This window comes from Xanthomonas maliensis (genome assembly GCF_009192945.1).
Taxonomy (GTDB): Bacteria; Pseudomonadota; Gammaproteobacteria; order Xanthomonadales; family Xanthomonadaceae; genus Xanthomonas; species Xanthomonas maliensis.
Genome location: NZ_NSET01000090.1, coordinates 1 through 13,100, shown reverse-complemented (window position 1 = coordinate 13,100; position 13,100 = coordinate 1). Strand labels below are relative to the sequence as shown.

Below are 13,100 nucleotides of genomic sequence, written 5' to 3'. Positions count from 1 at the left end.
GACGGGGTGCAAGCCGCCCTCGCCGCCATGCGGTAGCGCATGGCCTACCGTTGTGGCGCACACCGCCCTAAGATGCCGCCAGCATTCGTCGATGAGGAAGACCCGTTGATCATCCATCCCAAAGTGCGCGGCTTCATCTGCACGACCACGCATCCGCTCGGTTGCGAGCGCAATGTCCTCGAACAGATCGAGGCGACCCGCGCGCGCGGCGTGCGCAACGATGGCCCGAAGAAGGTGCTGGTGATCGGCGCCTCCAGCGGCTACGGCCTGGCCTCGCGCATCACCGCCGCATTCGGCTTCGGTGCCGATACGCTGGGGGTGTTCTTCGAAAAACCCGGTAGCGCGAGCAAGGCCGGCACCGCTGGCTGGTACAACTCCGCCGCCTTCGACAAGCATGCCAAGGCGGCGGGACTGTATAGCCGCTCGATCAACGGCGATGCATTCTCCGATGCCGCGCGCGCGCAGGTGATCGACCTGATCAAGAACGAGATGGGCGGCCACGTCGACCTGGTGGTGTATTCGCTGGCCTCGCCGGTGCGCAAGCTGCCGGCCAGCGGAGAGGTCAAGCGCTCGGCGCTCAAGCCGATCGGCCAGACCTATACCGCCACCGCGATCGACACCAACAAGGACACCATCATCCAGGCCTCGATCGAGCCGGCCACTGAGCAGGAGATCGAAGATACCGTCACCGTGATGGGCGGCCAGGATTGGGAGCTGTGGATCGATGCGCTGGCCGCTGCCGGCGTGCTGGCCGATGGCGCCCGCACCGTGGCCTTCAGCTACATCGGCACCGAGATCACCTGGCCGATCTACTGGCATGGCGCACTGGGCAAGGCCAAGGTCGATCTGGATCAGACCGCCCAGCGGCTGGATGCGCGCCTGCGCGCGCACGGTGGCGGCGCCAATGTGGCGGTGCTCAAATCGGTGGTGACCCAGGCCAGCGCGGCGATCCCGGTGATGCCGCTGTACATCTCCATGGTCTACAAGATCATGAAGGAAAAGGGCTTGCACGAAGGCACCATCGATCAGCTCGACCGCCTGTTCCGCGAGCGCCTGTACCGCCAGGATGGCCAGCCGGCCGAGGTGGACGACGAAAATCGCCTGCGCCTGGACGATTGGGAACTGCGCGACGACGTGCAGAATGCCTGCAAGGCGCTGTGGCCGCAGGTCACGACCGAGAACCTGTTCCAGCTCACCGACTACGCCGGTTACAAGCACGAGTTCCTCAAGCTGTTCGGCTTCGAACGCAGCGACGTCGACTACGACGCCGATGTGGATCCGGACGTGACGTTCGATTGCATCGACTTGGCGGGATAACGCCGGATTTGGCAATCGGAATGGGGCATGCGCAACACGCGCAGCCCCGGTCCGCGCGTTTTTTCCGGAACTCGGGTCGGGAAGCGGCTGGCAGCGATTGCCAGCCGTTTTCGTTTGCGCGTGCGTCGCGAGGATGTCGCGCGCATGCGGCATGCGCGCCGTGCAGGCCCGCCAGCGCGTCAGCGCCGCGCTGGCGTTACCCGGATGGGCCTACCGCTGGTGCGCTGTGCGAGCGGCTTCTTCTCGCGGGCGGGAGCGGCAACCGGATCGCGCGCACCTCGCGTCGATCACCGCCACTGCCGCGAGCGACCATCCGCGCAGCACACGGCATCGATGCACGTCCGTCCGCCGTTTATCGCTTCACATCGAAACGTGCCTCGCCCACGCAGGCCTGCACGTCGGCCACCGACAACGGATTGAAATCGCCCGGGATCGAATGCTTCAGGCAGCCGGCGGCCAGGCCGAAGCGCACCGTATCCTCCAGCGACCAGCCTTCGATCAGGCCGTGCAGCACGCCAGCGGCGAAGGCATCGCCGCCACCGATCCGGTCGATGATCGGCGTGAGCTCTTCGCTCGGCGCCCGCGCCACCGCACCATCGCGCGGCACCAGCATCGCCGCCAGGCTGTGATGGTCCACGTTGTGCGCCACGCGCTGCGTGCAGGCCATCAGCTGCAACTGCGGAAAGGCGGCAAACGCCTGCCGTGCGGCGGCCTCTACCCGCTGCTCCAGCGTGGGCTGGGTGAACTCGCCGCCGAGCACCACGCCGATGTCGCGATAGTCGGCGAAGACCACGTCGGCGCAGGCGAACAGTTCGCGCAGGATGCCGGCAGCATCGCCCTGCCAACGCTGCCACAACTTGGGACGGTAGTTGCCGTCGAAGCTGACCTTCACCCCGGCCGCGCGCGCGGCGCGCGCCGCCGCCAGCGTCGCCTCGGCCACGGCCGCACCCAGCGCCGGGCTGACCCCGGACAGGTGCAGCCACTGCGCTCCCTGCAGCAGGCGCGGCCAATCGTAGGCATCGGCCGCCGCCAGCGCGAACGCCGAGTCGGCACGGTCGTAGATGACCTCGCTCGGGCGGTGAATGGCACCGGTGGTCAGAAAATACAGTCCCATCCGCCCGTCGACGCGTTTCACATGCCGTGTATCCACGCCGTGACGGCGCAGTTCCCCGGTCACTGCGGCGCCGAGCGGGTTGTCCGCCACCGTGCTGACCATCGCCACCTCATGGCCGAAGTGGGACAGCGAGACGCCGACGTTGGCCTCGGCCCCGCCGCAATGCACGTCCAGCCGCGGCTGCTGCAGCAACAGCTCGTGGCCAGGCGCTCCCAGACGCAGCAAGAGTTCGCCAAAACACACGACACGGGCACGATTCATCGGACTCACCTCGACGCAATGGGCGCTCGCCGGCAACGGCGGCAACGGGTTGACTAGCGGTGTCATTCTAGCGGCGCTCGGCCGCCCTCGGTGCAGCCAGCCTACAACGCTTCGAGACCTGGGCTCATCTCCCAAGCGCACTTTTGCGGCGTTTTCTGCTGCGCTGCAAGATGTTACAGCGGTGTTCAGCTGATAACGTCCGTTTTGACCAGCGGTGTCATTGCCGCATACAACCAGATGCACCACGTTGTTCATGGACCCTTGGGAGGGGAGGACATGCAAGTTCGGACCACTAACCGAAAGACACCGGTTACCTTATTGGCGCTGTCGATCGGACTGGCGCTGAGCGGCCAGGCTGCCGCGCAGCAAGCCGCCCAATCGCCGGCTGAGCCCGCCGTGGATCTGGACACCGTCACGGTGACCGGTTACCGGGCCAGCGTCGAGAAGGCGCTGGACATCAAGCGCGGCGAGGCAGGGGTGATCGACGCCGTTGTCGCCGAAGACATCGGCAAGTTCCCCGACCTCAACCTGGCCGAGTCGCTGCAACGCATCCCCGGCGTGGTGATCACACGTGATGCCGGCGAAGGCCGTGCCATCACCGTGCGCGGCCTGGGTCCGGAATTCACGCGCGTGCGCATCAACGGCATGGAGGCGCTGACCACCGTCGGCTCCGGCGACCAGAGCGGCGGCACCAACCGCGGCCGTGGCTTCGACTTCAACGTGTTCGCCTCGGACCTGTTCTCGCAGCTGATCGCGCGCAAGACCGCCTCGGCCGATGTGGAAGAAGGCTCGCTGGGCGCCACCGTCGACCTGCGTACCGCCCGTCCGTTCGACTACAACGGTTTCACCCTGGCTGCCAGCACCCAGGCCTCGTACAACGCGATGGCCGAGAAGGCCAACCCGCGGGTGGCGGCGCTGATCTCCAATACCTGGGCCGACAATACCTTCGGCGCACTGCTGTCGGTGGCCTACACGCAGCGCGAAGTGCTGGAAGAAGGCTCCAACACCGGCCGCTGGGCCAACGGCACCAGCAACGGCGGCTTCAATGCGGCCTCGCCGTATGCGGCGGCGCGTTCGGCCGATGTTTACCACCCGCGCTTTCCGCGCTATGTGCAGATGATGCACGACCAGGACCGGATCGGCGTCACCGGCTCGCTGCAGTGGAAGCCGGGCGACAACACCACGCTGTCGCTGGATGCGTTGTACTCCAAGATCGATGCCACCCGCGATGAGCATTACATCGAGGCGATCTCCTTCAGCCGCAATCGCGACTCGGCCACCGGTGCCGCGCGCCGTCCCGACCGCGACGGCAAGCCGAACACCATCGTGCGCAACGGCGAGATTCGCAACAACGCCCTGGTCTACGGCGAGTTCGACAATGTCGATATCCGCTCGGAGAACCGCCACGACGAGTGGAGCACCGAGTTCAAGCAGATCAGCTTCGACGTCGATCATCGCTTCAGCGACGCCTTCAGCGTCAAGGGCCGGCTCGGGACCTCGCGCTCGGCGCACAAGAATCCTGTCCAGACCACCATCATCATGGACAAGTACGACGTCGACGGTTACAGCTACGACTACCGCGGCAACTCGCGTGCGCCGGTGCTGAACTACGGCATCGACCCGACCAATCCGGCCGGGTGGGAACTGGCGGAAATCCGCCTGCGTCCGCAATCGGTGGACAACGACTTCGATACCGCCCAGGTCGACTTCAACTGGAACATCAGCCCCGGCTTCCGCCTCAAGGGCGGTGCACTGGCCAAGAACTACACCTTCAGCACGGTGGAGCTGCGCCGCGCCAACGAATTGGCCGTGCCGACCTTCGCCGATGGCAGCCGCATCGTGCCGGTGGGCTTGACCGAACAGGCCGGCCTCAAGGGCATCAGCGGCAGCCCGTCCAACTGGGTCATCCCCAACCTGGACGGCGTGGCCGACCTGTTCGGCATCTACGGCAACAGCGGCACCTTTGCGGTGGCACCGCGCGTCAACAACAGCCGCAGCGTCGAGGAAAAGGATCGCGGCGTCTGGTTGATGGGCGAGTTCTCCACCGAAATCGGCGCGATTCCGCTGTCGGGCAACTTCGGCGTGCGCTATGTGCGGACCGAGCAGGAGTCCACCGGCTACGCCTTGATCAACAACGCACCGGCGCTGACCAGCACCAACCGCACGTACAACAACACCTTGCCCTCGTTCAACCTGGTGGCCGAACTGACCCCGGACCTGCTGCTGCGCCTGGGCGCGGCCAAGGTCATGAGCCGTCCCGGCCTGGGCAGCCTGACGCCGGGCGTGACCGTCGCCGTGGCTGGTGGCGCGCGTACCGTCGCTGGTGGTAACCCGAACCTGGATCCGATCGAAGCCACCAACGTCGACCTGGGCCTGGAGTGGTACTTCAACGAAGGCGCGCTGCTGGGCCTGGGCCTGTTCTACAAGGACATCAAGAGCTTCATCCAGACGGCGCGCGAAGTGCGTCCGTACTCCAGCAGCGGCCTGCCGGCCTCGCTGCTGGATGGCACCGGCGCCACCGTCAACGACGACTTCGTCTTCAGCATCCCGCTCAACACCCCGGGCGGCGAGTTGAAGGGCGTGGAAGCCAACTACGTGCAGCCCTTCACCTTCCTGCCGGGCAAGTGGGCCAACCTGGGCGTGCAGTTGAACTACACCTGGGTGGATTCGCAGATCCAGTACCTCTCCAGCACCGGCGCACCGGTGATGAAGAACGACCTGCTCGGGCTGTCGCGCTCCTCGTGGAACGCCACGCTGTTCTACGAAGGCGAAGTGTTTGCCGGTCGCGTCTCGGCCACCAATCGCGACGACTACCTGACCCAGGCACCGGGCACCGAAGCCGGCTTCAACGTCGATGGCGTGCACGGCATGACCGGCACCACCATGATCGACGCCTCCTTGCGCTACAAGATCAGCAAGCAGCTGGAGCTGAGCCTGGAAGGCATCAATCTAACCAACGAAGCCTCCGATGAGTGGGTGTCCTCGCCACGGACTGGACGTCTGCCGCTGCAGTACACCGAAACCGGCCGTCAGTATCTGCTCGGCCTGCGCTACAAGTTCTGACCTGTACCGGCCCGCGGCTTACGCTGCCGCGGGCCGGATCGCATGTGGGGAAGATCGCCAGCCGATCGCGGTGGCCAGGTGGCCGTAATGCGGCAAGCCGCGCCCGGTCAGGGCGACCGCCGTCGCCAGGTCGATCGGCGACTGCGTTGGCAGTGGTTGTCCACGCATGCTGGCGTGGCAGCGTCGCATCGCATGGCACGCGCCGCCACGACATCCACGACCTGCGACGGCTGGACCATGGCAGAGCGGTGGGTCAGCATGTCATCCCGATCCCGCGTGTGCCCTCGCCACGCGTTGCCATCCGCTGGCAGGCAGTGCAGGGCCATTGCATACACGCCTCCGCTGTCGCCAGGCATGGGAATGACGCCCACGCCGTACCGGCAACGGCAAGGCAGGACGGCCCTCGCCACGGCGACGTGCCGATGGCCGGCCGGTGTCATGTGTCGCCGCCGCCGCATGTCGGCATCGGCAGAAGTTGAAGGAGTGAGGCAGTGAGCGTGCAGAAGTGGTGGATGGGTGTGCTGTGGCTGATGGCGTTGCCGGTAGGCGCAGCGTCGGTGGATGCACCGGAACTGCTGTTCCGCGTGTCCGCCGATCACAGCCTGGAGGCCGACGTCGCCGGTGGCGATCGCGTGCCGAATTTCCGCGACAAGGTCGCCCTGGTCCCCACCGGCAAGCGCGGCAGTGCCATCGAATGGGCCGACGACGGTGTGCTGTCGTGGAATGCGCCCGGCAATCTCTACACCCAACGCGGCACGCTCAGTTTCTTCTGGCGCTCGCGCTATCCGGTCGGCGAAGCGCCGTTCGTGATCTTCCGCGTCGGCTACGCCGACCACACCAGCTGGGACATGGCCTGGCTGCGCATCGACTGGAATGGCCACGGCTTCGATGCCTTCGTCACCGACGCCAATCTCGCGCGCACCCGTGTCTCCTTCAAGCTCGACAAACCCCCTGCAGCCAGCGACTGGACCCATATCGCCTTTGCCTGGGATGAAACCCGCGGCGTGCGTCTGTACGTGGATGGCAAGGAGGCGGCGCGTGCGGACTGCGGTGCGCCCTGCGCCAACGGCGGCTCGCTCGACTTCGATGCTGCGCTCGATCAATTCGGCCTGGCCGGCCGGGTGATGTCGCCGCACCAGGTGCAGAGCCGCTACAACTTCCTGCGCGGCAGCGACTTCGACGAGATCCGCATCTACGACCGCATGCTCGACGGCGCAGGCGCCGCCGCGCTGGCGCGGTTGCAGGACCCCACCACCGCCGAGCCCAGCGTGCGCGACCGCGCGCATGCCGCCTTCCTGCATCGCTTTGGCTGGGACAACGGCCACGCACCGCCGCTGCTGGATGCCGCAGTCACCCGCATCCGCAAGGTGGAATTCGCCGATGCGCGCGATCTCAAGCAATGGATGTGGAAGGCCACCGACGGCATCGCCGAAACCACCTGGCCGGGCGTCTACAACCGCTCGCGCCTGCCCGGGCGCGACGACTACTTCGAACTGCCGGACTGGAACACCTATGTCGAAGGCGGCAAGGCGCTGGACCTGACCCTGCCGGACGAACCCTTCAACCGCATCGAGCTGCGCGGCGCCGCCTATGGCCAGGCCACCTATGCCGCGCCCAACGCACAACCGCAGCCCTTGTTCGCCCGCCAGCAAGGCGTGGTCCGCAGCGTGGACCAGTTCGTCGAACGCCGTGGCGGCAGCCTGCGCTTTGCCAACACTGCGCAGGAAACCCCGATCCAGGAAATCTGGGCCTACGACGTGCAGCCGGGCGAGGTGCCCAAGGGCAGCGCGCAGCTCAGCTACACCGTGCGCAGCGACATCCAGCCCGACTACGACAACCTGGCGGCGCTGCGCGCCGTCATCGCCGGTCGCTATCCGCCGGGGGAACGCCAGACCGTGGTCGCGCTGCCCACCAAGGCGCCGGCACGTAAGCGCCCGGCCGACAAGACCGCCAGCGCCGGGCAGCAGCCCATCGTGCACATCCTGGTGCCGTCCAGCCTGGGCGACCCGCCGTCGGACCAGCCCCTGATGCGCAGCTGGGCCTACGGCTGGGAAAACATGCACGACGGCCTGGACGGCATCGCCATCACCTTGCCGGCGCTGAACCTGCCGGCCACCCACAACGGCAGCATTCCGCTCAACATCCGCATCAAGGACCCGATCTGGCCGGCGCGCGACATGATCGACGTCTCGGTCGCGGTCGTCCCGGGGCAGGCCCGCACGCTGTGGCTGGACCTGCGCGACCGCATCCTCAGCAACGACAGCCTGATGCTCAGCATCGCCGCCGCCGCCCCCGGCTTCGATGCCAAGGCGCTCGATGGCACCCAGCTGCAGCTGGTGTTCAAACCGCGCGCCGAGGCCATCAAGGAGCACGTGGCCGACCGCTTCAACCAGGTCAAGGACAACTGGGGCTTCCTGGTCGAAGAACACACCACTTCCAAGCGCCAACTGCTCTACAAGCGCCTGGATGCCGACATGACCGACCTGTTGCGCGTGGACCCCGATCACGCGCTGGGCCGCGAATACTGGAACGACATCAGCTACGGCAACCAGGGCACGCTGCCGGTCGACATGCCAGCCGTCCCCAAGGGCGTCCCCGCCTGGGCGTTCTGGCAGCTGGAAGACCTCAAGGCCACCCGCCGTTACCTCCGCTGGTGGATCGACGAGCGCCAGGTGGACTACGGCGACTTCGGCGGCGGCATCTCCGACGACTCGGACCTGGTGCAGCAATGGCCCGGTGTCGCCCTGATGGGCGTGGACCCGGACATCATCAATGCCTCGATGCTGGCACTGTCCGCGGCCAACTATCGCAATGGCATGTTCACCAACGGCCTGTCCACCATCGAGACCGATGAACTGCATTCCTACGAGGAAGGCATCAACATCAACAGCGCCTTGCTGTATCTCAACTGGGGCGACCCGCGCACGGTCGAGCGCCTGATGGAAACCGTCAAGGCCTTCGACCGCATCATCCAGGTCAACCCGCAAGGCCACCTGCTGTTCGCCAGCAACTGGTTCGGCGGCCGCAAGGTCTACCGCGAGCCCAACTGGCAATGGCAAAAGCCATACTCGTTCCCCATCCTGCATCCGGCGCTACTGCTGGGCGGCTACAACGCCGATCCCAATAGCCGCCGCATCATCACCGGCCTGGCCGACGGCTATCTCGCCCACGCCTATACCGATGCCAAGGGCAACTGGGCGCTGCCCAACGAGATCAACTGGGCCACCGGCAAGACCCGTGGCGGCAGCCTGTTCGAAGGCAGCGGCGGCGCCGACACCTTGCATACCTTCTGGGCCGCGTACCGCTGGACAGGGGATGCGCGCTATCTCAAACCCATCGACTACCGCGTCGCCAACAGCGGCCCCAATGGACTGTCGCTGCTCAACGAAAACGTCCTCGACGTCATGGGCAAGCGCAACGACTGGAGCGGCACGCTGCTCGATGCCGCCAACAGCGACGACGGCAGCGCCCCGGACTTCCCACATCACGTCGCCTGGGAACAGACCGGCAATTTCGACTATCTCACCACCCTGTACCGCGCCGAGGCGCGCGACAAGCTGCAGAACTTCTACATGAACACCGAAGGCCACTGGTGGAGCGACCGCGTCGAATCCCCCACGGTCAACCTGCAGCGCGCACGCTTAGGCGGCGTGGCCCTCAAGCGCAACCAGACCTACCCGGGCCACACCGTGAGCTGGCGCTTCGCTGAACCCGAAGCCGCCACCCAGGTCGCCATCGCCATTCCTGCGCCAAAACAGGACCGTTTCACCGTCATCGCCTACAACACATCCAGCACCTCGCAGCGCGCCAGCATGACCGGCTGGAACGTCGCCCCCGGCCAATGGCGCATCACCCAGGGCGTGGACCGCGACGGCGACGGCAAGATCGACGGCACCGGCACTACGCGCGAGGTGGCCTTCGAAAAAAGCGCGGCCATCGACATCGATTTTCCTGCGAGCCGCACCACCGTGCTGCAGCTCGAACGCATTGCGGAAGCCACCCCGGTCGAACTACGCCCGGACCTGGGTATCGGCCATGGCGATGTGCGCGTCACCGCCGATGCCATCGAGGTGATCGTTCACAGCCTCGGCCATGCCGATGCACCGGCGGGGGTTGTGGTGCTGGAAGATGCGCGTGGGAAAGAGCTGGCGCGGGCGGCTTTTCCGGCGCTTGCCGCACCACGCGATCTGCAGCCAATCACCACCCAGGTACGCCTGCCGCTAACCAACGCGGCAAATCTAAAAGCCGCGCATTTGCGTGTGGTGACCGAAGGCAACGTCCCAGAGATAACCGGCCTCAACAATCATCTCGCTCTACCCACCCCGGCCAAGCCGGCAACCGAAAAAAACAGCCAATAACCCAACACACCAATCCCTTCTCCCGCTCGCGGGAGAAGGGCCCGAGTAGCCCAACGCGCCAAACCCTTCTCCCGTATACCGGAGAAGGTGCCTGAGTCGCTCAACGCGTCAAGCCCTTCTCCCGTATGCGGGAGAAGGTGCCCGAAGGGCGGATGAGGGCAAAGCCGATAACGCCAGGTATCAGCAGCGCAAGCGCATTGACGCAACCCCAAAACTCGGCGAGGATCAAGTCACGCAGTATGTAATGCAGCCGCAAAGCCACACATTTCTTCAGGGGGAAGAACAATGTTGAGCAAGGCATGGCGCATCGTGGCACCGAGTGTGGCCGCGCTGGGATTGTTCACCGCATCCGCGCAAGCGCGCGTCAGGGCCGCCGGCACGCACCACACCACCAGTCATGGCGGTCACTACAGCGGAGGCCACGGCGCCTCGCACAAGGGTGGCAGCTACCGCAGCACAAGTACCAACAATCACTATCGGCGTCACAAGTCCTAGCAGGTCTCAAGCCAGCGCCACTCGGAAGTGCAGCGTAATGCAAGAACTGGGACGCGAAGAATGCGCTATCAAAAACTCCTGAAGCTGCTAGCCGGCCTTGCCGGTGTCATGCTCGCAGCGACAGGCGCATTGCTGGTGGCGCTGTTTGCAGCAGGCCAGGTACGTGAGGGGCAGACGGGCGCATTGATCAGCGGAATTGGATTTCTGGTGATGGCCGCTCCTGCGCTGGCAACGCCGTTTTCCTTACGCGCTGCCAAGCGATTGCTGATGCTGACACTGTGCTGCCTCGCGGCACTCGCGATCTGGCTTTGCTTCTGGCCGAAAGAGGGCGTCACGCCAACGCTTCAGATGCGAGTTGCTGTCCTTGCATTTCCTGCACTCCTGATACTCCGCATGCTGCTGGCTCGCCGTCGCAAGATGACGAAGCTTCGTACTGACAGTTGATTCGAACAGTCGCCGCGACGTGGTGCCACTCAATTCAAGCGCTAGGAAAATCGATGGATATGATTTGCGTAGCCTCGTCAGCCATCAGCGCCATCGGCGGTAATCCCCCCAAAATCCACCAGCAGCCATAAGTGGAATTTTCTCGTAATCTGATCCCGAGGAGATCCCATGAAAAAGTCACGCTTTACCGACAGCCAGATCATCGCCGTACTCAAGCAGGCCGAGACCGGAAAAGAAGGAAAAAAGAACGGGGTCAGGTGCAATTAATAAGTCAACCTGACCCCGAGGTTTACCTCAACTCCACTTTCCGGGTGGCGACCGTTTCGCCTCGTTCCTCCTCGAAGCATCCCACCCCTGGGGCAACACAACACAAGCTCAAGACCTTCAACTTGAAACCATTCTTGGCTCCAAGCTCATCAAAAAGTTGGTTTCAAGGTAGGCTGCTCTAGCTAACAGACCATTCGAGTCGGACGGCTACGCCGCCGCTCAACTCCGGAGTTGGGCCTCACATGAGACATCTCGCAAACTTATTGTTGGTGTTCCTAGTGTCTCCGGTCGTGGCCGCGCCTTCGACGACTTGGCTTGAGCAGGCTCCTTCTTCGGCCGGCACTTGGCGCGACTGGACCGAGGTTGCTTCGGGCTCCTTCTTTGAGGTTCCGGCGTCAAAACTGGGCGCGGCTGAGGTATGGCTCGCTGATGCTACGTTCTTAGCTCAAGAGCAAAGTGGCGTGACCTATTTTGGCCGACCCGACTTTGTGTGCCCTGCACAGACCAAGCCATATCTGCTACGTGCGTCCTATATCAATGGCGGCACTGGTAGTTTTGGCCTGCATTGGGCGGGTTCTACGCTGATTGTGTCGCACGCTTCACTCGGCCCTGGTGGCGCTCCAAGCCGGTCGGCTCTGGTTGCTTGCTTGTCCCAAGCACCCACCGCCGTTTTCAGCTCCTTGTCTGGGGCGCTGTGAGGCCTAACAATTCATTCAAGCCGAACCCGCTTCGCGGGTCGGCTTAATTCACACGCTAGGCGGTGGTGGAGCAAATCAGCTGGTGGGCCCGGCTTCGGTCGGTTGCCTGGCATGCCGGCAGCCGGCTCCGGAGAGCAGTCAGCACCGTTGCTGGGCGCGGTAAGTTCGGTGCTTCGCCTTTGTCCGCCTTTGCCGCGCTACACTCGTTGCACTTGGCTTCGGTGGCAGCACGCATCGGCGCGTCGCTGGGCAAGCTCCATCGCGCAGGCTGTGGCACACTCAGCCCAGGCGGCAGTGCTGGGGAGTATGGTTGCACCATCCAACCTTGTGGCCACTCACTGCCTAACAACTCATTCAAGCCGAAGTTGCTTCGCGGGTCGGCTTAATTCAAGCGTTAGACCTCAATGACAGATATCGTCGTTTTTCACGCCGGGCAAGAGCAGATGTCCTCTTTCCGGCCTTGCGTCCATGTGGGAGATCGCGAAGCTGCGCTCGGCCGCGTTCGCGATACTGGGGGCTACCTTCACACGTGCTCGTTGAAGGTAACGGATCAGCTCATCGAAGTCGAAGACTGGGGGGCGAACACAGGGGCTGCGCTCTTCTGCGCACTTAACGATTACTTTGAGAAGGGCGGCAGGATTTTGGACCAAGGCTTTTTTGATGGCGCTAGGGCGCTAATCAACCACGCTCAATTGAGTCGCGAGGTTCAAGAGTCTTTTTTGGTTGGGCAGCTGCGAGTTCGGGGTATCTCTGTCATCTGTTATCGAAACAAGGTGGAAAACGCGGGTTCCACGTCGTATTTCGTCCTTGACCCAGACCTCCTGACGGTCAAGGGCGTGGTGCGGATTTAGGTCTAACAATTCGTTCAAGCCGATTCCGCTTCGCAAGTCGGCTCAATTTAGGTGTTAGGGCGCAGCAATGAAGAATATGGCAGTTTTGACAATGGTGATTTGCACATCACTGACAGCTTGCGCCTCAGGATCCGCCAAAGATTCAGCCTATGGCGGTGAATACTTTTACAACTTCGAGAACGCCATTTTCACTCCTGACGGCAAAGGGGAAGATTGGTGCCTCAACGGCATA

General features: G+C 64.1%; 7 protein-coding genes. 6 read left to right on the top strand and 1 reads right to left on the bottom strand.

Annotated features, from left to right (window positions below; genetic code table 11):
• Nucleotides 1-105: 105 nt before the first annotated feature.
• The gene (gene fabV / locus CKY51_RS21230) at nt 106-1,317 is read left to right on the top strand and encodes an enoyl-ACP reductase FabV (protein WP_031339166.1); all 1,212 of its coding nucleotides are present in this window, start codon (nt 106-108) and stop codon (nt 1,315-1,317) included.
• A 352-nt stretch (nt 1,318-1,669) separates the two neighbouring features.
• On the opposite strand, the gene CKY51_RS21225 is transcribed toward fabV, so the two are convergent.
• Nucleotides 1,670-2,692, bottom strand: coding sequence for a sugar kinase (locus CKY51_RS21225; protein WP_022971615.1), 1,023 nt, complete (start codon nt 2,690-2,692; stop codon nt 1,670-1,672).
• 276 nt (nt 2,693-2,968) lie between these two features.
• On the opposite strand from CKY51_RS21225, the gene CKY51_RS21220 reads away from it, so the two are divergent.
• The 5 genes from CKY51_RS21220 (at nt 2,969) to CKY51_RS21190 (ending at nt 12,868) form a co-directional block, all read left to right on the top strand.
• Nucleotides 2,969-5,755, top strand: coding sequence for a TonB-dependent receptor (locus tag CKY51_RS21220; RefSeq protein ID WP_152249916.1), 2,787 nt, complete (start codon nt 2,969-2,971; stop codon nt 5,753-5,755).
• Between the two features lie 512 nt (nt 5,756-6,267).
• Complete coding sequence (locus CKY51_RS21215; protein ID WP_152249924.1) at nt 6,268-10,113, top strand: LamG-like jellyroll fold domain-containing protein; 3,846 nt, start codon at nt 6,268-6,270, stop codon at nt 10,111-10,113.
• Between the two features lie 285 nt (nt 10,114-10,398).
• Nucleotides 10,399-10,608 (top strand): hypothetical protein, encoded by a 210-nt coding sequence (locus CKY51_RS21210; RefSeq protein WP_022971620.1) that lies wholly within the window; start codon nt 10,399-10,401, stop codon nt 10,606-10,608.
• 60 nt (nt 10,609-10,668) lie between these two features.
• A complete protein-coding gene (locus tag CKY51_RS21205) occupies nt 10,669-11,052 on the top strand; it encodes a hypothetical protein (RefSeq protein WP_152249914.1) in 384 nt (127 codons plus the stop codon).
• Nucleotides 11,053-12,421: 1,369 nt separating this feature from the next.
• Nucleotides 12,422-12,868, top strand: a complete 447-nt coding sequence (locus CKY51_RS21190) for a hypothetical protein (protein ID WP_152249912.1) — start codon at nt 12,422-12,424, stop codon at nt 12,866-12,868.
• The last annotated feature ends 232 nt before the right edge of the window (nt 12,869-13,100 follow it).